Genomic DNA, 22,556 nt, shown 5'->3' with positions numbered 1-22,556 from the left:
TCGGTATGTAAGAGTTTTTTGTCGTTGATAAATTTTAAGATTTCCTAAAATTAACATAATACGCCTTATGCGTAATTTTTTAACTTTTCCTTTTATCTCAACGTAAGCCGTTCCAAGTTTAAGCACACTTGAACGGCTTTTTCGTGACTATTCATGTTCCACGTATGTTTCTTAATCAACGTTCCACATTTTTTGATTAGTTCAGTTGAATAATCGCCTTAACCATTTGGCAAGAAAAAGCGACTATCGAAGTCACTTTTTTCGTGTATTTTAATCACTAAAATAAGGCTTGTGAAGAAAACTTAACGAGGAATTACGCCATACAGCATCAAATGCACAGTGTGTTCAATAGTGCGTTGGTACATACTGCGGTTGCGTAGTGTTTTACCCGTCACCATCTCCATTTGCGTTGCAAAATCAGCATAGTTCTGAGTAATTGCCCAAATATTGATAATCAATAATTCTGGATCAATATCCTGAGACAATTTGCCTTGTTCTTGCCACGTTTGAATCACTTTGGTTTTACGCTTGAAGAGCTTTTTCAAAGGGCCTTTTAAGATGGGCAAAATATGTGGCGCACCTTGAATGATTTCCAAGGCAAATAAACGAGAAGCTTTAGGCTGGTCACGCGAGCTTTCAAGCTTTTGAATCAGATAGTGGGTCAGTGCTTCTGTTGGTTCAAGCTCTGACTCTAAAGTTTGTAAGGGAGCAAGCCACTTTTGTAATACGGTGGTCAAGACTTCCACATAGAGGGATTCTTTATTTTCATAATAATAGAAAATATTCGACTTATGCATATTCGCAAGCTGAGCAATCTCATCGAGACTAGCACCACTGAACCCATAGACAGAGAAAACATCGAGGGCAGCATTCAGCAGTTGATTGCGCTTTTGTGTACTTTTTTTCTGTTCCATCTGCGAGCTTGATTCAAAAAATGTCTTTGACATTGTAAGATAAATTGTCGGATTTGTGCACAACAACACAGTTTTTTTATTTAAAAAGTTGTGATTCTACGATCAGTGGTAAGGATCTATTTGATAATTATTAGAATCTAAACTCTAAAATACATATTTTGTTAATAATTCGATCATGATCGCGGCAGCATCTGCATGATGCTTGAGATATTTTAGTGCAATTTTGAAGAGGTACACGGTTTTAGCTAGCTAAAACCGCATCAAGGACTTGTTGTTCGAGTTGCGCAAAAGCAATGCTCTTTTTACGAGGGCGGGGGAGATTAACTTTGAAATCCTGTGCAATATGACCCTGATCAAGCAGGATAATTCGATCAGCCAATTGCACGGCCTCACTGACATCATGGGTAACTAAAACTGCGGTAAAGCCTTGCTCTTTCCACAGTTGTTCAATCAGATTTTGCATTTCCAAACGCGTTAATGCATCCAGCGCTCCAAGTGGTTCATCTAGCAGCAAAATGCGTGGAGAATGGGACAATGCTCGTGCTAAAGCAACACGTTGACGTTGTCCACCCGAAAGTTGTGCAGGCCATTGTGAGGCTTTGTCTTTTAAGCCAACTTTTTCTAGTAGCGTACTTGCCAGCGCATGCTGATGTTTGGATAAGCCAAGTTGCACATTTGCTAAAACACTTTTCCATGGCAATAATCTTGGGTCTTGGAACATGACTCGAATATCCGCACTGCTGATGCCTTCACGAAAATTTCGAGCAGATTGAAATTTGATTTCACCATAGCTGGGTTTTTCTAATTGAGCGATGAGACGCAATAAGGTGCTTTTCCCACACCCACTCCGACCAACGATTGCAACAAATTCACCGGCTTTGATCTGGAGGTCTAAATCTTCAAGCACCTTGACCTCTGCATAGAATTTATACAGCTGCTCGATCAGAATCTCTGCCCCATTGGCAGCTGAGGGTGCTGTTTTTACTTCAGTAAGTGTTTTAATTTCATGATTATCATGAAAATTTAGGTTTAAATTACTCATTTTAGTCCCCCTTTTTATTTTTGATAACCTGCATGCCAGCGTAATAAATAACGTTCCAATGCTTGTGCCAGTACATCTGCTAATTTACCGAGTAAGGCGTACAGTAAAATACCGACCAAGACGATATCTGTTTGCAAAAACTCACGTGCATTCATGGTCATATAGCCGATACCTGCTTGTGCTGAAATCGTCTCTGCAACAATGAGTAAGACCCATACCAAGCCTAGGGAGAAACGTAGTCCCACCAGAATCGAAGGCATGGCACCGGGGAGAATAATCTCTTTATAGAGTTGCCAGCGATTGAGTCCGTAACTTTTACCCATTTCAATCAGTTGAGGATCAACGGAACGAATACCGTGATAGGTGTTGATATACATCGGGAAAAACACCCCAACAGCCACCAAAAACAGTTTGGCGGTTTCATCAATGCCGAACCATAAAATCACCAATGGAATCAGAGCAAGTGCAGGGATATTGCGGATCATTTGTAAGGTGGTATCAAGTAAGGTTGATGCGATGCGAGATGAACCATTTAATAAGCCTAAAATGAGGCCTAAACCACCTCCAATCAATAAACCGAGTAAGGCACGACCAGCACTGACTTGGACGTGCTGCCAAAGTTCACCACTGACCAATAGTTGCCAAAATGCACTCACCACTGCGCTTGGAGCGGGTAAAACACGATTTTGTAAAATGCCTGAGCTTGACGCAATTTGCCAAATGGTCAAAAGTAGAATTGGAAATAGCCAAGGGAGCAAACCTTTAGTGATATGTTTTGTTCCACGTGAAACATTGCTCAAATAAAGTTGTTTGGTCATGCGCTTTCCTTGCTTGGAAGTCTGGATTGCTTTTCTTCAGGTACATAGTTGTTGGCAATGATTTCTCCAAAAGGACCAGTCAAATGCGGTTGTGCCAGTTTTTGTCGTGTCTGTAAGGGAAGTAAAGGAAAGACTAACTCGGCAAATCGAATGGATTCCTCTAGATGCGGATATCCAGAGAAGATAAAGGTATCAATGCCTAAATCCGCATATTCTTGAATGCGTGCAGCCACAGTTTCTGGGTCACCAACTAAAGCTGTACCAGCACCACCACGGACCAAACCAATACCTGCCCATAAATTTGGCGAGACTTCGAGTTGGTCTTTACGTCCGCCGTGCAAAGCGGCCATTCGTTGTTGACCAACAGAGTCCATTTGTGCAAATTTTTTCTGTGCAGCTGCAATCGTGTCATCATCTAAATATTGGATCAGTTCATCAGCGGCTGCCCATGCCTGTTCATTGGTTTCGCGAACAATCACATGTAAGCGAATGCCATAAGTGAGTGTGCGACCTTTAGCTGCAGCTTTGGCGCGGAGATATTCAATTTTCTCTTTTACTGCAGCAGGAGGCTCACCCCAAGTTAAATAGGTATCGACCTGTTCCGCCGCTAACTCAGTAGCAGCTTCTGATGAACCGCCAAACCATAACGGTGGATAAGGACGTTGTACGGGCGGGTAGAGCAGTTTGGCATCATCGACACTTAACCGCTCACCATGAAAAGTGAAGGATTCACCTGTATGTGAGCGGGTCAAGATTTCACGCCAGATTTTGACATATTCGGATGCGGTTTGATAACGCGTGTTATGGTCTTCATACAGGCCATCACCTTTAAGCTCTTGTTCATCACCACCTGTCACTAGGTTCAATAAAATACGACCATTAGACAGGCGATCAAAGGTTGCTGCCATTCGTGCGGCCAATGCGGGTGTGGTAATGCCTGGGCGCAGTGCCACCAAAAATTTAAGTTGTTTGGTGGCATCAATTAAGCTGGCGGCTGTGATCCAAGGGTCTTCACAAGAACGTCCCGTTGGAATTAATACACCTGCATAGCCGAGATTATCCACCGCTACAGCAATCTGTTTCATATAAGCATGATCAACTTGACGTGCACCCTTGCTGGTACCTAAATAACGACTGTCACCGTGAGTGGGGATAAACCAGAAAATATTCATGTTGATATTCCTTATAAAATCAATCTTTATTGAGTTGTCCAAACACTGTGCTGGATATCAATGTGCACAGGAATCAATTGCTCTTGTTTAAATAAATCGGCAATTTGTTGCTGATGCTGAATTACTTCAGTGGTCAGTGGTTGAACAGGAGAGGGTTTCGGTCTTTTATCGAGTACACGTTGTGCTACAGGAGTGCTTAACCCAGTACTATTTACATAGATCTGTAAGGCTTGGTCTTGGTGTTGCACAATCCACTGATCTGCAAGATTGATGGTCTTTATTAACTTGAGGGCAGACTCTGGATGCTTTTGAATGAAGCTTGGATTGCCAATATAAAAAGAATAAGTGGTAGGAAAAGCTGAGCCATCGATCAAGGTTTTGGTATGACCTTGTAGCTCGGCAGTACCTAGGTAGGGTTCCCAAATCGCCCATGCATCTACGGCTTGTTTATCAAATGCTGCACGGGCATCGGCAGGCGGTAACCAAATTGGTTGAATGTCATGCCATGATAAGCCTGCTTTTTGCAATGTTTTTGCAAGTAGCTCATGAGCACTTGACCCTTTTTGTACAGCGATACGCTTGCCTTTCAAATCTTGAAGGGTATCAATTTGATCCTCAGCATGAACCAATACCGCTTGACCAGTGGCTGGAACGACTTCATAGGCAATGTAACGTAACGGTTTTGCTGCGGCTTGTGCAAAAATGGGAGGTGTATTCCCGACATAGCCAAAGTCAACCGCACCAACGGCAAGCGCTTCTAACATTTGTGGCCCTGCTGGAAATTCACGCCATTCAATTTTGGTCTTGGGAAATTCTTGTTCAAAGAGTTTTTGTTGTTTTGCAACCAATAAAGCGAGTGATGATTTCTGGAAGCCAATTGTCAGTGTTTTGATCGCCGTGTGTTGATTGCTTGAAGCCGCTTTATCCGTATTTTGAGATTCGGTCTTTTGGCAGCCACTGATTGAAAATGCAGAGATCAGTAAGCCGAGAATAGAAACTTTCGCTAATAACGTCATGATGATCCCCTATTATCGAATGTTGTTCTTTAATACGGCATCTTGAATCACAAGTTGCTTTGGAATCAGTTGTTGCGCGAAGAACGCGTTAGCAACATCTTGTTGTTCTGTCACAACCTTTTCTGAAATAGGTTGAACGCCAAAACCCATACGAGATATCGAGGTCTTTAACACATCAAACCCAAGACCAGTCGGCTTTTCGAGTAGTTTTGCTGCATCTTCAGGATGTGCTTTGACCCAGTCTGTGGTTTGATTCAGTGTGGTAATCACTGTTTGTAAGACTGCTGGATTGTTCTCCGCATATTGGCGATCTGCCAAATAAAATTGGTGGTTGTTCACCAGATTTTCGCCGTTGGCAATCACTCGGGCTTGGATTTGATGCTCGGCTGCAGCAAGGAACGGATCCCAAATAACCCAAGCGTCAACCACGCCTTTTTCAAAGGCCGCACGTGCATCTGAAGGCGGTAAATAAACAGGTTGAATATCACTGAGCTTGAGATTGTGAGCTTCAAGTAGTTTAAGGAGGAGGTAATGCACATTCGAGCCTTTATTGAGTGCGATGCGTTTACCTTTTAGGTCTTGGATCGATTGTATAGGTGAGTCTTTTTGAACGATTAATGCCTCAGCTGTTGGAGCAGGTGGTTGGTTGGCGACATAAATCAAATTGGGATTCGCTGCTTGTGCGAATATCGGTGGCGCTTCGCCTGCTTCACCAAAAACCACACTTCCTACATTCAAACCTTCCAGAAGCTGGGGACCCGCTGGGAACTCAATCCATTTCACCTTGATTCCCTGAGCAGCAAGACGTTTTTCTAATTCACCTTTTGTTTTAACGATCGGCAAGATGCCATACTTTTGAAAGCCGATATTGAATGTTGTGGTTTCTTGTTGTGTTGTTGCTTGCTGCTCAGGTTTCTTTGTACAACCTGTGATTCCCATCAAACTGGCAAGGCTCGCTGCAATGATGAGATATGACCATGAGTGATTGCTTGAAATGATCATGTTGGTTGTGCTCCCCAAAAAATCAAAGATTGAATTAAGATGAGCAACCACGCTAAAACTTTTTCTATGATAGAAAAAATAACGAATTAGGCTTTATTTATAAGTAAAAGTGCAAAACACAAGATTGCATAAGCTTAGCCATGCTTTGTATATACGAGATCATCAGAAAAGTTTATAAGGTATTGTTTTTAGTTTAATTAATTTTGGTATTTTAAGAAAACGACTATTTTTTATTTTAGATCAATCAGTAATATTGATGTGTTGTAGATATCTTTATGAGAAATAAAAATATCTACAACCTAAATGAACTCAAACTAAAACTTTTTTAAAGACTAAGGAGTTACGTTGATAGTTATAGAGCGCTTGGCGAGCATTGGGTAAATCATCGATGCTAGCTGCGATAAAGCCTTGTTCCAAGAACCAGTGGGCCGTGCGAGTGGTCAGCACGAACAGTTGTTGAATGCCTTGTTGCTTGGCTTTAGTTTCTAGAAATTGCAAGATCTGGCTGCCACGATTGGATTTTCGATAGTTTGAATCCACAGCAACGCAGGCAATTTCTGCTGAACGGATTTCATTTTCTCCTGTAGGGATGGGGTAGAGTGCCGCACAGGCTAGAATCATGCCGTCACGTTCAATCACAGCAAATTGCTCAATTTCGCTTTCAAGAAGTTCGCGTGAGCGATAGACCAGAATCCCTTCTTGTTCGAGTGGGCGAAGTAGGTTAATCAAACCACCGACATCTTGAATATTGGCGATTCGTACCTCCTCATAGTGAGCATCTGTGATTAGTGTACCGACCCCATCACGTGTAAATAGTTCTTCAATTAATGCACCATCATACGCATAAGAAATTAGATGCACACGATGTACACCAGACAATGATGCCTGTTGAGCTTGTTTGAGGTGTAAGGCAAACTCAGGATATTGTGATTGGAATTGTTGAATATAGGGTTCAAGTTGACGCGGACTTAACTCGCGTAGCAGTTGTTGTTGATCATTGATTAGCCCTTGTTTTTCACCTAAGAAAATCAGTTTATCGGCGTTTAATGCAGTTGCCGTTTTGGTTGCGACTTCTTCAGCGAGTAAATTAAAGACTTCACCCGTGGTCGAATAGCCTGTTGGCCCTAATAAAACAATATTATGATTATCTAAATGACGTTGAATTGCATCGGTATCAATCGAACGTACATCGCCTGTGAGTTGGAAGTCGATTCCTTCACGAATACCATAAGGTTTTGCAGTCACGAAATTGCCTGAAACAACATCAATGCGTGCGCCGTACATCGGCGAATTGGCTAAACCCATGGATAATAGAGCTTCAATTTCTAGGCGAATTGAACCGACGGCATTCATTACACCACGTAGAGATTCGCGTGTGGTAATGCGACGATTTTGATGAAACGGTGTTTCGATCTGTTGTTGATGTAGATTTTGATTAATCTGAGGACGTGCGCCATGTACAAGAATTAAGCGAATGCCTAAAGAATGCAGCAGGGCAATATCGTGAATAATATGCTGAAAATTTTCATGTTGAACGGCTTCACCACCGAACATCAGAACAAACGTTTTATCTCGGTGTGCATTAATATAAGGTGCAGAATGGCGAAACCAATGTACATAATGTTGGGTGTTGTTATGCAATTTTTCTACAGGCTTACTAGGCATACCGATCTCAAATCAACAGATATGAGATGATTCTAAACAAAAAAACTCAAACTCACATGATTTAGTTTAATAAAAAGCACTCAAATGAGGTTTGAGTGCAATCTAGTTCGACATGAATCAAGTGTAAATCAATGCGGCACGTTTAGAATGCCCGTATACTGACAATACTATTATCATCCGAGTTAACTAAGATATAGTCGTTATTAATTTTATACCATTGTTGATTACGCCCCGGCTTTGGTAGATTATTTTCTTTATAATCAATCTTGTAGCCATTACCGCGATAGTGTTGAGGCATGACATATCCCGCTTGCCAGCGATGTTGTTTCAAGCGCTCTACACCACGTTCCTCGCGCATACGACGTTCACGCATCCGGTTGTCATTATCTGAACGTTCAAAATTGCGACCATGTTTGCCACGCGCATCTTCATTGCGGTCAAATGGAGGACTTGCAAAACTTGTCACACTTCCCAACAAGGCAGTTGAACCTAACATCAAAATAATGAAAATTTTTTTCATGATACACCTAATATCGGATGTCTCTCATGTGAAAACTGTACCTTAAAAATGCAGAGAAACTGTGAAGATCAATTCGTTGTTCCTTTAAAAAGATGAAGATAATCTCAGCAGCTCTCTGCATCAGGTCAGTCTTTAATACTGTTTGGAATTATTGTCATAAAGTCTAAATGGCAACAGATCTTAATCTTGAGCATCAATACTTTGCCCGTTCATGTCTAAGCTATCATCACCCATCAGATAAAGATAGGCAGGCATGATGCTGTCCGGTGTAGGTAACACTTTTGGATCTTCATCTGGGTAAGCTTTAGCACGCATGGCAGTACGTGTACCGCCTGGATTAATACAATTATAGCGAATGTTTGGGAAGCTGTTTTCTAAAGCAAATATTTTGCTCATGGCTTCCGTCGCAATTTTGGAAACAGAATAAGCACCCCACAATGCACGTGCTTCACGCCCAACACCTGAACTGGTAAAAATCACAGAAGCATGTTCTGATTTTTCGAGTAAAGGTAATAACGCTTGAGTTAAAGCAAAAGGTGCGCGTAAATTTACCGCCATGACATCATCCCAAACATCCACAGGATAATCGGCGAGGGCTACACGATCACCTAACATGCCAGCATTGTGCAAAATACCATCTAAACGACCAAACTGCTGTTCTAAGGTATCGACTAAAAGCTCATAATCGTGACTCGATGCCGTTGAGAGTTGTAATGGGAGAATAGCGGGTTGCGGAGCACCTAAAGCTTCAATTTCATCATAAATGACTTCAAGTTTATTTAAGGTACGACCGTGTAATACCACCGTTGCACCATGAAGGGCATAACTCATCGCAGCAGCTCGTCCGATCCCATCACCAGCACCTGTGATTAAGATAATGCGATCTTTAAGCAGATCTGGGCGAGGTTGATATTCTGAATATTTCATTGTTATGCCTCCTGTTATTCTCTGAGTTGTTTAACTCATCATACCCTGATTTTCTGCTAAAACTGTGATTTTCTGTTGGAGCAATTGTTGAAGCTCAGCAACAGTGTGAATAATGGCATCTGCTTGCCATGCGTTAAGATCATCACGAGATTCTATAGGTAAGTAACCATATGCAGCTAGAATAGTGTACATCTCTGCGTGACGACCAGCATCAATATCACGGGGATGATCTCCCACATAAATAATCTCTTGAGGATCAATCTGCAACTGTTTTGCTGCTAAATACATGGGTTCCGGATCTGGTTTGGTTTTACTCACATCTTCAGGACAAACCAGAACTGCGCAACGTTCAGTCAGTTTTAGTTCAGCCAATAAGGATTCACTCAAACCACGCGGTTTATTGGTCACGATTCCCCAAGGAATTTGATTTGCCTCAAGTTCTTCAAGTAATGGATACATACCCTCAAATAGATCGGTATCAACGACGATGTTGTCACCATACACATCTAAAAAGCGTTGGCGGTGTGCTAAGAAAATAGGATCAGTGAGTTCTAATTCGGGATAAACCAATTTCACCATGGCACGTGCACCCTCAGATACTTGGGTGCGAATGAGTTCTGCATCAATGACTGGACGTTGTTCATCTCGACACATTTGCTGAATGATTCGAATAAAGTCAGCTGCAGTATCAATTAAGGTGCCATCTAGATCAAATAAAACCGCTTTCATCATGCACCTGTATTGATCGTATGTACCATATAATTCACATCAACATTGGGTGCTAGCCAGTAATGCTTGGTAATCGGGTTGTAATGTAATCCTGTCATTTCCTTCAGGCTCAGACCTGCATTGCGAATATCATGTGCCATTTCTGAAGGGCGAATGAACTTATGATAATCATGTGTGCCTTTTGGCAGTAAACGAAGCACGTATTCGGCACCAATAATCGCAAATAAATACGATTTCGGATTGCGGTTAATGGTTGAAAAGAATACATGACCACCTGGTTTCACTAAGTTTTGGCAGGCCTGAACAATTGATGCAGGATCAGGCACGTGCTCCATCATTTCCATGCAGGTCACCACATCATATTGACCCGCTTGCTCTAGTGCCAGCTGTTCAACAGGAATTTGGCGATACTCGATATTTTGTACATTTTCTTGCTGGGCATGCAGGCGTGCAACGGCAAGTGGTGCTTCGCCCATATCAATGCCGAGGACATCGGCACCACGACGTGCCATGCTTTCTGCCAGAATTCCGCCACCACAGCCAACATCGAGGACTTTTTTGCCCGCTAAACCACCAGCTCGTTCATCGATCCAGTTTAGGCGTAATGGGTTGATTTGATGGAGTGGGCGAAATTCCGAATGTTGATCCCACCATTTGGCAGCCAATGCTTCAAATTTTGCGATTTCTTGCGGGTCAACATTCAATTGCGACATGGTGTCACCTCTATATTAGGATGATTATTTCAGTTTAATCTTTTGGTAGTGTAGCGATTCTGGCAAAAAAAGCGATAAATCCAATAAAAAACTTCACATAAGAAAAACGAATTAATCGAGTTTGCTTTATATTTAGCATATAAACTTACGAAAAATGCTTAGAGGAAAAGCACAGGCAATGAAAAAGTTAGTACTCGGTGGTTTAAGTGCAGTTGCGTTGACGTTTTCAATGAATGCAATGGCTGCGAATTTTGTTGAAGGTAAAGACTATACGGTGGTGGCCAATCCTGGAAAAACGGTCGCGCCAGCAGGACAATACGAAGTCCGTGAATTTTTCTGGTATGGCTGTGGTCACTGCTATAACCTTGAGCCGCATATGCAAACTTGGTTAAAGAAAATTCCAAAAGATGTGTATTTCCTTCGTACACCAGCAGCCATGAATAAGGTGTGGGAGCAAGGTGCGCGTGGTTACTATGTGTCAGAAGCGCTTGGTGTTCGGAAGAGAACCCATATTCCATTGTTCCATGCGATTCATGAGGGTGGTCAGCAGATCTTTGACCAAGCCTCTCAAGCGAAGTTCTTTGCGCGTTACGGTGTGCCAGAACAGAAATTTAATAGTATGTTTAACTCTTTCCCAATTACTGCAAAAATTGCGGAATCAAATCAGTTGGCACAACAGTACCAATTGACAGGCGTACCTGCAGTCGTAGTAAACGGGAAATATGTGGTACAGGGTGAAGATGAAAAAGTCACCCAAGTGGTTGACTTCTTGCTAGAAAAAGAGCGTAAAGGCAAATAAAAATTGCTCTTTAACCCAAATGTAAAGGACTGGGCAATAGCTGCAGTCCTTTTTTAATGTGGTTAGGTAAGAGGATGAGGGGACGATCAGAGATGTATAGCTGGAAAATTAAGAGTTTCTACTCATTATCAAGCGCTTGGATATCGATCTGAACTTTCTGTGTAGGCAACGATAGAGCCTGATTGACATAAAGGTTAATTAATTTTTCCCGTGAGCCGATTGAGCGTTGGTAATAGCTTGAATTTAATAATAAGGCTGCGCCATAGGTCAGTGACCAAATATAAGATAAATAATCACGAATCGACATGTCATAATTTTGCGACTTTAAATATTTTTCGGTCATTTCTTTCAAAGAAACAATACGTTGCTGACGAATTTCATAGAGCTCATCAAAGAGATGTTTTAACTTTGATTCAGTCATGGTGAGATGTTCTTCTAATTGATGCAATAGAATCGTACGACTTGGTGCTTTTAGATGATAGAGCATATAGCGAGGCGCATATTCTTTGACATCAGTATTATATTTATCTGAAATTTTTAAAATTTCTTTTTCATTTTGAATAATAAGTTCCAGTAGCAGTTCGTTTTTGCTGCGGAAATGTTTGTATAGTGTACCTTTGGCAATGTCCAGTTCGGCAACCAGTTCATCTAGGGTCATTTCTTGGTTGTTTTCTAGTAATAGTTTTTCAGCAACCTGCAAAATTTTTTCTTTGCGAATTAAGAACTGTGTATGACGATCAGGATTCATGATGCTTATAAGCTCCTCATAGTGTTCTAAACGGCATTGCATTATTGTCTAATGCATAATAACGCGAAGCAATGCTTTTATATATCAAACTTTGATTTTGATGTGGTCAAGCGTTTTGTGGTTCCCAATTTGAGATCCCGTTAAATAACAAACGTACCTGAGTGGTTGCGTTGTCTATAAAAAGGTTTTGTTGTTCTAGTAAATCGTCAATTTCAAACTGTTTAGGTAGGTTGATCCATGTCATTGCCCAAGTAAATGACATATTGATTAAAATGGTGGATAAGACTTGTAAGTGTTTGGCGTCTTTAATGTGCTTGAAGGTTTCAAGCTTGCAGAGATCAATGGCGAGATCTTCAATCAAAAACTCAATTTCACGTGCAATTGCGATTCTTACCGTTTCAGATCCGCCCCAACGTTCGGCAATCATAAACTGCCATTGTTGCGGGCTATGATTGACCGCTTGTACGAACAACTCAATACTGGTGCGGGTTTTAGCGGCCCCACTATGTTTTAGATAGCTTTGACCGAGTTGATGAATCAGACTTTTGAGATGTAAAGAGACTTGATCAACGAGCTCTTGCCCCAGTGCTTCCATATCTTGGAAATGACGATAAAACGCTGTTGGTACTAAACCAACCTCGCGAGCAACTTCTCGCAAACTAATACTACTAAATGAGCGCCCAGAGGTACTGAGGTGAAGTGCTGCATCCAGTAGAGCTTGCCGACTCTGTTGTTTTCGTTCATCTCTAATCGACATGAATAAGATCCATTAAAACCATACGATAGAGTCTAGCAAAAAAAATAGCTTTTTTTTAGCTTTAATCCATTGCTCAATCAGACACTTTTTAGCTTTTGGCAAATTCAGTCACATTTTCAGCAGGTTTAGTATCTCCTCAAGGCGTTGTTTTTTTCAAGAGAATTTAAGCATTTATAAAAAAGAGTAAAAAACACTCAGAAAATTAGTGAACAAGTGTTGACTCAGTGAACACAAGTGAATATAGTGTACACATGTTCACTACATGAACATTTGTTCACTCAATATAAATAGCCAGATACAAAACGAGGAACGTATGAACGCAAAGTTAGGGTATCAGCCACACTGGGTTAGAGAAGATTTTGTTGATTTTGTTTTGCAAAAAATAAAACCAACTTTTGCTTGGAAACGTATTCTTGCTGAAGTGACAGCAGTACGCTCATTAAGTACAGATATGGTTTTATTGACTTTAAAGCCAAATCATAACTTTGATCTTTCGCAAGTAAGTGCAGGACAAAGTATTTTGATTACCTTGATGATTCAGGGGATTTATCATCAGCGTAGTTATTCAATTATTGATATTACGCCGCAAGGAGAGATCCGTCTGGGAATCAAAGTGCAAGGTCTAGTCTCTAGTGCAGCTCAGCTTTTACACGTGGGTGATTGTGTTGAAATCTCGCAAGCACAAGGTGATTTTGTTTTGCACCAAGGGCAGCAACCCGCACTATTAATTGCATCAGGTTCTGGTATCACTGCCATCTATTCTTTATTGAAACAAGCGATTGCACAGAACTTAAAAGAAATTCATGTGTTGTACTTCAACCGTGCTGAAGTGTTCCATCAAGAGATCGTGGATTTGGCGAAACAATATCCACAGCTAAAATACCATTTCTTTAATACCTCTGTAGCCAAACAGCATTTAGATACAGCTTTGTTAGAGCAATTGGTACCGAATTTTAAAGAAATTCAAGCCTATGCATGTGGTCACCACAGCATGATGCGTCAAGCACAAGAGATCTATATGCAACATGGCGCAGCAGAAAATTTCCATCAGGAATTCTTCCAACCTGTGCAGTTGGAACAGTCCAATGAAGCTCAACAGATTACCTTCCGCCGTGCACAACAGAACTTTATTGCAACGACGAATCTCCTAAGTAGTGCAGAACAAGCAGGTTTACGCCCACAACATGGTTGCCGTATGGGTGTATGTAACCGCTGTAGCTGTACCAAAGTCAGCGGCGTGACACAAAATGTGATCACGGGTGAAATTGATGATCAACCGAACCGCGCAATCAAATTATGTGTGAGTCAGGCGCTTAGCCCAGTCACGATTGACCTATAAAAAGAAATATTGAGGATTATCACAATGAATATGGCATTAGAGTTTAAAACAGCATCCAAATCGGCCCATTTAACACCTGAGCAAGTTGCAGAGTTTGGTCGTCGTGTAGAAGCAATTCGTCTTGAGGTGATGCAAAACCTTGGTGAACAAGATTCGAAATATATCTACAAAGTACGTAATTTTGTGCGTTATACCGAGATTGCTTCACGTAGCATGTTGATGTTTGGAGGCTGGATTCCACCTGTATGGTTAGTCGGAACAGCAATGCTGGGCGTTTCTAAAATCGTAGAAAACATGGAGCTTGGACACAATGTTATGCATGGCCAGTTTGACTGGCTGAATGATCCAAGTTTACGTGGTGAAGACTATGATTGGGACAATACCTGTTCAGGCAATGACTGGCGTTATACGCATAACTATATGCACCATACTTACACCAATATCGTTGGTAAAGACCACGATGTCGGCTATGGTATTTTACGCGTAAGTGAAGATCAGAAATGGGAAGTCCGTCACTTGGCGAATATTCCATTGGCATTGCAATTGATGTTCTTTTTCCAGTGGTATGTGGGCGTACAAAATTTACATTTGGAAGATGCTTTAGTCTATAAAACCAAAACCTGGAAACAGGTATGGGCAGACGCTGCTGAGTTCCGTAAAAAAGCCAAACGCCAAGTTCTAAAAGATTACGTATTTTTCCCTGCGATTGCGACCATTAACTTTATTCCTGTGTTAGCTGGAAATGCAGTGGCGAACATTATCCGTAATCTTTGGTCATCGGCAGTGATTTTTAATGGTCACTTCACCGAAGATGCTGAAACTTTTGAAGCCGACAATACGGAAAATGAAACCAAGGCTGAATGGTACTTACGCCAAATTCGTGGTTCAAGTAACTTCACCGGTGGGAAATGGATGCACTTTATGAGTGGTAATTTAAGCCATCAGATTGAACACCATTTATTCCCAGATATGCCAGCCAATCGTTATGAAGAAGTTGCACCTAAAATCAGAGCGTTATGTGCTGAATATGGTATCAACTATAACGAAGCGAACTTTATGAAGCAGTTTTGGACGGTTTGGGTTCGTTTAGCCAAATGTTCATTGCCAAATGATGTCGGTAGCCACCTTGCCCAAGCAATAAGCAAACTGAAAGCAAAATTGAAGTTTGCTTAAATGAGTGAATTGTAACGAATAAGTAAAACGGAATAGGTAGGCAAATGAGCTATACTATGGCGCAATTACTTTTGTGCCATAGTTTTAAGGAATCATTATGCGTATTGACCAGAGAGCATTAGACCAATTACGAGAGGTAAAAATTACCCGTAACTATACCCGTTACGCTGAAGGTTCAGTTTTGGTTGAGTTTGGTCATACCAAAGTGCTGTGTACAGCAAGCATTGACAACTCTGTTCCACGATTTTTAAAAGGACAAGGGCAAGGTTGGGTGACTGCTGAATATGGCATGTTACCGCGTTCAACACATACCCGTAGTGATCGTGAAGCAGCACGCGGTAAACAAAGTGGTCGTACTCAAGAGATTCAACGTTTGATTGGTCGTAGTTTGCGTGCCATGGTGGATTTGAAGAAGTTAGGTGAAAACACTATTACGATTGACTGTGATGTGATCCAAGCGGATGGCGGAACGCGTACTGCAGCAATTACAGGTGCAGCAGTGGCTTTGGTTGATGCAATGAATGTATTGCTCAGCAACAAAAAAATTAAACAAGACCCTTTAAAAGGTCTGATCGCTGCAATCTCGGTGGGAATGTATCAAGACGAAGTTCTCCTCGATTTATGCTACGAAGAAGATTCAAATTGCCAAACAGATTTAAATGTGGTGATGACACAAGCGGGTGAATTTATTGAAATTCAAGGAACGGCAGAAGATAAACCGTTTACTCGTCAACAGTGTAATGCCATGTTAGAGCTTGCAGAAAAAGGAATCGCAGAATTGATTCAAAAGCAACAGCAAGCACTCGGTTGGTAAGTTCCAGTTGATAGTGCGGGCGGTCTGGTTTTTTTAGACCGCCTTTTTTTTATCGATGAAGATGTCATCGAATTGCTATAAATCCATCATTGAACTGTCATTTACATTGTATTGACTATCTGCACGAATATTTTAACGGATAGTAAAATGCGATATTTCTTATTTGCCCTGTTAAGCAGTAGCTTTCTCTTATTAAGTGCATGCGACGAAAATAATAATGGCGATACCAATAACACAACGCCAAATCCAAAGCCACCAACATCAAACTGCAAAATTCATTGCGCCCCATAAGAATAATAATTAAGGACATATAACCTATGAATCGTCGTGATTTTTTATTGAATTCAACCAAAGCTTTGTTTGGAACGGCTGCACTTACGAGCTTCCCACTCAGTATCCAAAAAGCCCTCGCTATCGATGCTAAAGTAGAGACAGGAACGATCAAAGATGTCAAACATGTGGTGATCTTGACCCAAGAAAACCGTTCTTTTGACAATTATTTTGGCACATTGAAAGGAGTACGAGGTTTTGGTGATCGCTTCACTATTCCACTTAGCCAAGAGCGAAAGGTTTGGGAGCAATATGACGCAAATAAAAACAAAGTTTATCCATATCATTTGGACAGCACTCAGGGCAATGCTCAACGTGTGAGTGGAACACCACATTCATGGACAGATGGTCAGTTCGCTTGGGATCATGGCCGTATGGGAGATTGGGTTAAATACAAGCAACCCCAGTCGATGGGCTATTACAAACAACAAGAAGTTGAGTTCCAATTTGCCTTAGCGAATGCTTTTACGCTATGTGATGCATATCACTGTGCAATGCATACAGGAACAAATTCAAATCGTATGTTTATTTGGACTGGAACCAATGGCCCAACTGCTGCAAATGTTGCCAGTGTTGTCAATGACTTAGATACAATTGGACCATCTATCTTTGGATATGATTGGACGACCTACCCAGAGCGCTTACAACAAGCGGGTGTGACATGGAAAGTTTATCAAAATATGCCTGATAACTTTACTGATAATCCTTTAGCTGGTTTTAAAAAGTACCGCCGTGCCAATGAATTATCAGGTAAACCTGTCAATCAACTTACAGTTTGCCCTGCCTATGACCCTAGGATTGATACACGACAACCATTATATAAAGGGATAGCCAATACCATGCCAGATGGTGGTTTTTTGGCATCATTTAAAGATGATATTGCTCAAGGGCAATTGCCACAAGTGAGTTGGGTAATTGCACCAGCAACTTATAGTGAGCATCCTGGCCCATCTAGTCCTGTACAAGGTGCTTGGTATATCCAAGAGCTATTAAATGCGCTCACAGACAATCCTGAACTCTGGAGCCAGACGGTATTCTTAATTAACTTTGATGAAAATGATGGTTTCTTTGATCATGTACCATCTCCTAGCGCACCATCGAAGGATCCTTCAGGAGAAGTACACGGTAAGTCGACTTTAAATGAAGAGCAGATGTCCTATGAATATGCCACGCATGGCAAAGCCTCTTTAGGTCAACCCAATTTCACTGATCCAAAAGTGAGTAATGGGATCGGCGTCTATGGGCCTGGTGTCCGGGTACCGATGTATATTCTTTCACCTTGGAGCCGTGGAGGTTGGGTAAACTCACAAGTATTTGATCACTCCTCTGTGATTCGCTTCTTGGAGCAATGTTTTGGCGTTGAAGAACCTAATATTAGCCCATATCGTCGTGCTGTTTGTGGTGATTTGACTTCTGCTTTTGATTTTAAAACACCAAATCTTTTACCTTTGCCAAATCTTGCAGGTCAGAAAAGTAAAGCTGAGGCTGATGCGATTCGTAAAGCACAAGAGCGCTTGGCACAAGTCAGCCGACCTTCAAATCAAAGCTTTCCAGTACAGGAGATGGGGATTCGGCCATCACGAGCGTTACCTTATGTTTTGCATACCAGTGCAAAAGTTGATGTATCGAGTAAAACCGTGCAACTGATGTTTTCAAATACAGGAACACATGCCGCAGTATTTCATGTATATAACAAATTAAATTTAGAGGCGACTCCACGTCGATATATGGTTGAAGCGGGTCAGCAATTAGATGATGTATGGCAGACTCAAGATGAACAGTATGATTTATGGGTATTGGGACCCAATGGTTTTCATCGCCATTTCACTGGAAACTTAATACAGTCAGTACAAACCCAAGCACAGCCAGAGATTCGCGTGTGTATGGAGGAGTGCGACCCTAAACTAATCTTGAAAGTACGGAATGATGGGATGCAGACTGCCAAGCTGATTGTAAAGGCGAATGCCTATTTACCTAATCAAACATGGCAAATCGAAACGACTGCGACTGAGAGCGAATTAAGCTGGGACATGTCTGACTTTGGTGGTTGGTATGATTTTACCGTGAGCATTGAAAATGAGCCAAGTTATAGTCGACGTTTTGCAGGTCGTATTGAAATCAATCAAGACTCTATTTCAGATCCATATATGGGGTTTGTTGAATCCTAGAGTTTTGATTTAAACGGACAGTAAGTAGGCTAAACAAGGTGTTAGCCTACTTATTGCTAAAATACTAATGAATAAAGAGCCAGTAAACACAGCATAAAATAATAAACAGCCAAGCAAGAAAGCCGACAATACATACTTCATCGCTATCAAAATTTACACGTTGATGTTGGCGATAAAAATGGACAAGAAAATATCCTGTGGTGCGAAATAATCCTTCCACAATAATTTGTACAATGATCCTCAAAATAATGTCGATAAAAATGAATCTGAAAATTTTAAAAATGATATGAAATACGCTTTCAAATATGCTATCCATTTTGTCTAATTCATTTTTATTTTAAATTGAGTTGCTTAGCATTATATGGGTGTATGCAATCAAACGAAAGTAGCGCGAACTCCTCTGGTAAACATAAGCTCACTCAGCTTTTGCATAAAGTAACAGAGCACTCTGATTTACCCCATTTTATTTTGATAGATTGAGCAAAAATTGAAATGAAGAATGATAGGGGAAATGATGCTACAGATATTTCTGGTATTTCTAACTGCAGTTACGTTTGTATTAATGGCGGTTGATCCGCGACCAAATGATGTGGCGGAGTCAAAATCAGCGTGGACTGAACAGACCAAAGCATCTGATAATTCAAAACCAGATGCTTCGTTTACTGAGCAATTAACGATGAATAAAAATGACTCCGAGCAGGTTTAAGCATTAAAACGCATCGATAAATCAACAGCTCTTACATCTTTGGTGAGCACACCCATTGAAATGTAATCCACACCTGTCGTCGCAACTTCGCGTAAATTCTCAATGGTGATATTGCCAGAAGCTTCTAATTTACAGCGACCTGCAACATGTTTTACAGCATCAATCATTTGTTGCTGACTAAAGTTATCTAACATGACAATATCCGCACCTGCCTCAAGTGCCTGATTGAGTTCGTCCCAAGTTTCAACTTCAACTTCGACTGGTTTACCCGGCGCGATTTCATGGGCCTTAGTAATAGCTTGTGCAATACCACCCGCTGCCATGATGTGATTTTCTTTAATCAGGAAGGCATCAAATAAACCTAAACGATGGTTTTGACCACCACCTACAGCCACTGCATATTTTTGTGCGATGCGTAAACCCGGTAAGGTTTTTCGTGTATCGAGTAGTTTGGTATGTAAGCCATCAAGTTGTTTTACATAACTGGCTGTTTTTGTTGCAACTGCTGAAAGTGTTTGGATAAAGTTTAAAGCTGGACGTTCCACTGTCAATAAACTACGGGCTGAACCTGCAAGCTTTAAAAAAGCTTCATTGGCAGCCACAACATCACCTTCTTGTTTTAACCAAGTGATTTGAACCGTGTTGTCATAAGCTTGAATCAGTGCATTGACCCAAGGTTGACCCGCCAAGACCATTTCTTCACGGCTAATAATGGTTGCAGTTGCTTGTTCATCTGCTGGTGTGAGCATGGCGGTGATATCACCGTCCCCAATATCTTCTTGTAATGCTTGTTGAATATTGATTTGAATAGATTGTTCAAGCAAAGATTGAGGAATACTCATACCATTTCCAGTAGATTTTGACTAAAAAACTTGGGGCTTATATTAGCACCCTCGGCTTAAAAAATAAGTATTTCATCTCGATTATTCTGGATAAAGCATGTCAAAATGGAAACATAAATATTAAATTGCTGATTCGAGTCACAATGTCACAATCTAGATTTACGCAAGTGCAAGATGGAATATTATTGGGTGCAACACAGATTGCATCACCAAATTTTAATGTACGCCCCCCTGATACCGATATTCAATTGATTGTGATCCATAACATCAGCTTACCGCCGTCGCAGTTTGGTGGTGGTTATATTCAGCAGTTTTTTCAGAATCAATTGGACTGGTCCGTGCATCCTTATTTTCAGACCATTGAAGGTATGCAGGTATCGGCTCATTTGTTGATTTTGCGGACAGGTGAAGTCATTCAATTTGTGAATTTTCAGGACCGTTCATGGCATGCAGGCCGTTCGAGTTATCTTGCCCAAAAAGAATGCAATGATTATTCGATTGGTATTGAACTCGAGGGGAGTGATGATCTGCCATTTGAGCCTGAACAATATCAAGCTTTAGTTGAGGTGGTGCACACACTGCGTCAAGCATATCCTAAGATTCAACGCCATATTGCTGGACATTCGGATATTGCACCTCAGCGTAAAACTGATCCTGGCCCATATTTTGATTGGCAATTATTTCGTAATATGCTCGCGAAATACAAATGATATGAAAAAACAGCATCAGATTTATGATTCTACAACGAAATTTGTTTGAACTTTTATTACAATAACGCTTTTGAAAAATAAGCCGTAGGTGAGTGCGATGGCATTGTGGCGATCGACTGTTATTGTCAGTGCAATGACGATGTTATCTCGAGTACTTGGATTGGTACGAGACATTGTACTGCTCAATGTTTTTGGTGCAGGTAAGGACTTCGATACCTTTGTCGTGGCGTTTCGTATTCCCAACTTTTTTCGACGGTTGTTTGCGGAAGGGGCATTTTCACAAGCTTTTATTCCTGTTTTGACGGAATATAAAACCAGTCGTACCCATGCCGAAGTACAAATTCTCATTAGTCGTGTTTTTGGTTGTTTATTAACAGCGATGTCATTGCTGACGCTGATTGCAATGATTGCCGCGCCTGTGATCATTTATATCTATGCACCTGGCTTCCATAAGGATCCAGAGAAGTTTGCACTTGCAGTAGATATGTTCCGCCTGACTATTCCTTATTTGATGTTTATGTCACTGACGGCTTTCGCCAGCAGTATTTTAAATAGTTATGGCTCTTTTGCCTCACCTGCATTTGCCCCCGTACTACTGAACATTGCAATGATCGCAGGTGCATGGTGGCTGACACCTTTTATGGCAGAACCGATCATGGCGCTAGGGTGGGCAGTGGTGGTAGCAGGTGTACTTCAACTGGCGATCCAGATCCCTGAATTATGGAAAAAGAAATTACTGATTCCACCAAAAGTTGATTTTAAACACGAAGGTGTGGATCGTATCTTAAAGTTAATGCTGCCCGCGTTATTTGGTGTTTCTGTCACTCAAATCAATTTATTACTGAACACGATTTGGGCATCGTTTATGCAAGATGGCTCAGTATCATGGTTGTATAGTGCTGAACGTATGACTGAGCTGCCATTAGGTTTGATTGGGGTCGCGATTGGTACCGTGATTTTACCGTCGTTGTCGGCTCGACATGCGGAACAGGATCAAACGAAGTTTAGAGGAATGTTGGATTGGGCAGCAAAGATCATCATGTTGGTGGGCATTCCAGCCAGCATCGCTTTATTTATGTTGTCTACACCGATTATTCAGGCCTTATTCCAACGAGGTGAGTTTACCTTAGAAGATACTCAAATGACCGCTTTGGCCTTGCAATGTATGAGCGCGGGTGTCATTTCATTTATGTTGATTAAAGTTTTTGCTCCTGGTTTTTATGCACAACAAGATACCAAAACACCTGTGCGTGTGGGTTTAATTGCTGTTGCTGCGAATGCAATTTTAAATGTTCTCTTCATCGGTTTATTTAAATTGAATGGTTGGGAGGCGGAGCACATGGCATTGGCGATGGCGTCTTCAGGTTCGGCTTTAGTGAATGCAGGCCTACTCTATTACTATTTGCACAAGCGCAATATTTATCGCTTTGGGGCACACTGGAAGAAACTCGCTTTCCAATTTAGTGTTGCCAATATCGTGATGATTGCTGCATTGTGGTATGGCCTAACATGGTATCAAGGTGATATTTCACAGTGGTTACGTGTTGCAGAGGTCATGGGTCTGTGCGTACTTGGTGTGGTTGCTTATGTTATTGGATTATTCGTAACAGGGTTTAGACCAAGACATTTGAAACATTAAATAATGTGTATTA

22 protein-coding genes are annotated in these 22,556 nt (G+C 41.3%); 8 read left to right on the top strand and 14 right to left on the bottom strand.

All coding sequences use genetic code 11. The annotated features are described in order from the left end of the window. Window positions 1-302: 302 nt before the first annotated feature. The 11 genes from F2A31_RS15490 to ubiG form a co-directional block, all read right to left on the bottom strand. On the bottom strand, window positions 303-914 hold the full coding sequence (locus tag F2A31_RS15490) for a TetR/AcrR family transcriptional regulator (RefSeq protein ID WP_005085882.1): 612 nt from the start codon (window positions 912-914) through the stop codon (window positions 303-305). A gap of 241 nt (window positions 915-1,155) precedes the next feature. Continuing rightward, complete coding sequence (locus F2A31_RS15485) at window positions 1,156-1,956, bottom strand: ATP-binding cassette domain-containing protein (RefSeq protein WP_150027493.1); 801 nt, start codon at window positions 1,954-1,956, stop codon at window positions 1,156-1,158. A gap of 14 nt (window positions 1,957-1,970) precedes the next feature. After that, window positions 1,971-2,774: an aliphatic sulfonate ABC transporter permease SsuC gene (gene ssuC / locus F2A31_RS15480; protein ID WP_004637372.1), complete on the bottom strand. Its 804-nt coding sequence runs from the start codon at window positions 2,772-2,774 to the stop codon at window positions 1,971-1,973. Continuing rightward, window positions 2,771-3,946, bottom strand: coding sequence for an FMNH2-dependent alkanesulfonate monooxygenase (gene ssuD / locus F2A31_RS15475; RefSeq protein WP_150027491.1), 1,176 nt, complete (start codon window positions 3,944-3,946; stop codon window positions 2,771-2,773). Before ssuD ends, ssuC begins: the two co-directional genes overlap by 4 nt. Window positions 3,947-3,972: 26 nt before the next feature. Continuing rightward, window positions 3,973-4,962 (bottom strand): aliphatic sulfonate ABC transporter substrate-binding protein, encoded by a 990-nt coding sequence (locus F2A31_RS15470; protein ID WP_150027489.1) that lies wholly within the window; start codon window positions 4,960-4,962, stop codon window positions 3,973-3,975. A 12-nt stretch (window positions 4,963-4,974) separates the two neighbouring features. Then, the gene (locus tag F2A31_RS15465) at window positions 4,975-5,964 is read right to left on the bottom strand and encodes a sulfonate ABC transporter substrate-binding protein (protein WP_150027487.1); all 990 of its coding nucleotides are present in this window, start codon (window positions 5,962-5,964) and stop codon (window positions 4,975-4,977) included. 309 nt (window positions 5,965-6,273) lie between these two features. Beyond that, complete coding sequence (gene argA / locus F2A31_RS15460) at window positions 6,274-7,629, bottom strand: amino-acid N-acetyltransferase (protein WP_150027485.1); 1,356 nt, start codon at window positions 7,627-7,629, stop codon at window positions 6,274-6,276. 142 nt (window positions 7,630-7,771) lie between these two features. After that, window positions 7,772-8,149, bottom strand: coding sequence for an RcnB family protein (locus tag F2A31_RS15455; RefSeq protein WP_150027482.1), 378 nt, complete (start codon window positions 8,147-8,149; stop codon window positions 7,772-7,774). 180 nt (window positions 8,150-8,329) lie between these two features. Continuing rightward, the gene (locus F2A31_RS15450; protein ID WP_150027480.1) at window positions 8,330-9,076 is read right to left on the bottom strand and encodes a YciK family oxidoreductase; all 747 of its coding nucleotides are present in this window, start codon (window positions 9,074-9,076) and stop codon (window positions 8,330-8,332) included. A 30-nt stretch (window positions 9,077-9,106) separates the two neighbouring features. Further along, the gene (locus F2A31_RS15445) at window positions 9,107-9,808 is read right to left on the bottom strand and encodes an HAD family hydrolase (protein ID WP_171490612.1); all 702 of its coding nucleotides are present in this window, start codon (window positions 9,806-9,808) and stop codon (window positions 9,107-9,109) included. Then, window positions 9,805-10,518, bottom strand: coding sequence for a bifunctional 2-polyprenyl-6-hydroxyphenol methylase/3-demethylubiquinol 3-O-methyltransferase UbiG (ubiG, locus tag F2A31_RS15440; protein WP_150027478.1), 714 nt, complete (start codon window positions 10,516-10,518; stop codon window positions 9,805-9,807). Before ubiG ends, F2A31_RS15445 begins: the two co-directional genes overlap by 4 nt. Window positions 10,519-10,696: 178 nt before the next feature. Here ubiG and F2A31_RS15435 point away from each other — a divergent pair, with 178 nt between their 5' ends. Beyond that, window positions 10,697-11,317 (top strand): thiol:disulfide interchange protein DsbA/DsbL, encoded by a 621-nt coding sequence (locus tag F2A31_RS15435; protein WP_150027476.1) that lies wholly within the window; start codon window positions 10,697-10,699, stop codon window positions 11,315-11,317. Window positions 11,318-11,435: 118 nt separating this feature from the next. On the opposite strand, the gene F2A31_RS15430 is transcribed toward F2A31_RS15435, so the two are convergent. Beyond that, window positions 11,436-12,065: a TetR/AcrR family transcriptional regulator gene (locus F2A31_RS15430; RefSeq protein ID WP_150027474.1), complete on the bottom strand. Its 630-nt coding sequence runs from the start codon at window positions 12,063-12,065 to the stop codon at window positions 11,436-11,438. 106 nt (window positions 12,066-12,171) lie between these two features. Further along, entirely contained in the window at window positions 12,172-12,822 is a 651-nt protein-coding gene (locus F2A31_RS15425; RefSeq protein ID WP_150027472.1) for a TetR family transcriptional regulator, read from the bottom strand. Between the two features lie 313 nt (window positions 12,823-13,135). On the opposite strand from F2A31_RS15425, the gene F2A31_RS15420 reads away from it, so the two are divergent. From F2A31_RS15420 to F2A31_RS15395, 5 genes are all read left to right on the top strand, one after another. Continuing rightward, window positions 13,136-14,161, top strand: a complete 1,026-nt coding sequence (locus tag F2A31_RS15420; protein ID WP_150027470.1) for a ferredoxin reductase — start codon at window positions 13,136-13,138, stop codon at window positions 14,159-14,161. Window positions 14,162-14,191: 30 nt separating this feature from the next. Then, a complete protein-coding gene (locus tag F2A31_RS15415) occupies window positions 14,192-15,334 on the top strand; it encodes a fatty acid desaturase family protein (protein ID WP_171055756.1) in 1,143 nt (380 codons plus the stop codon). 97 nt (window positions 15,335-15,431) lie between these two features. Next, window positions 15,432-16,148, top strand: coding sequence for a ribonuclease PH (gene rph, locus F2A31_RS15410; protein ID WP_004637386.1), 717 nt, complete (start codon window positions 15,432-15,434; stop codon window positions 16,146-16,148). A 317-nt stretch (window positions 16,149-16,465) separates the two neighbouring features. Further along, the gene (locus F2A31_RS15405; protein WP_150027467.1) at window positions 16,466-18,646 is read left to right on the top strand and encodes a phosphocholine-specific phospholipase C; all 2,181 of its coding nucleotides are present in this window, start codon (window positions 16,466-16,468) and stop codon (window positions 18,644-18,646) included. A 514-nt stretch (window positions 18,647-19,160) separates the two neighbouring features. Continuing rightward, the gene (locus F2A31_RS15395) at window positions 19,161-19,352 is read left to right on the top strand and encodes an ABZJ_00068 family colistin stress protein (RefSeq protein WP_113998007.1); all 192 of its coding nucleotides are present in this window, start codon (window positions 19,161-19,163) and stop codon (window positions 19,350-19,352) included. Here the strand turns inward: F2A31_RS15395 and nadC are convergent. Next, window positions 19,349-20,194, bottom strand: coding sequence for a carboxylating nicotinate-nucleotide diphosphorylase (nadC, locus tag F2A31_RS15390; protein WP_150027463.1), 846 nt, complete (start codon window positions 20,192-20,194; stop codon window positions 19,349-19,351). The genes F2A31_RS15395 and nadC overlap by 4 nt on opposite strands. Before the next feature lie 143 nt (window positions 20,195-20,337). On the opposite strand from nadC, the gene ampD reads away from it, so the two are divergent. Both ampD and murJ read left to right on the top strand, forming a co-directional pair. Beyond that, a complete protein-coding gene (ampD, locus tag F2A31_RS15385; protein ID WP_150027461.1) occupies window positions 20,338-20,904 on the top strand; it encodes a 1,6-anhydro-N-acetylmuramyl-L-alanine amidase AmpD in 567 nt (188 codons plus the stop codon). An 88-nt stretch (window positions 20,905-20,992) separates the two neighbouring features. Then, entirely contained in the window at window positions 20,993-22,543 is a 1,551-nt protein-coding gene (gene murJ, locus F2A31_RS15380) for a murein biosynthesis integral membrane protein MurJ (RefSeq protein ID WP_171490611.1), read from the top strand. Window positions 22,544-22,556: the final 13 nt, after the last annotated feature.

This window comes from Acinetobacter suaedae, assembly GCF_008630915.1.
Lineage (GTDB): Bacteria > Pseudomonadota > Gammaproteobacteria > Pseudomonadales > Moraxellaceae > Acinetobacter > Acinetobacter suaedae.
This window is presented reverse-complemented; position numbering and strand designations above follow the sequence as displayed.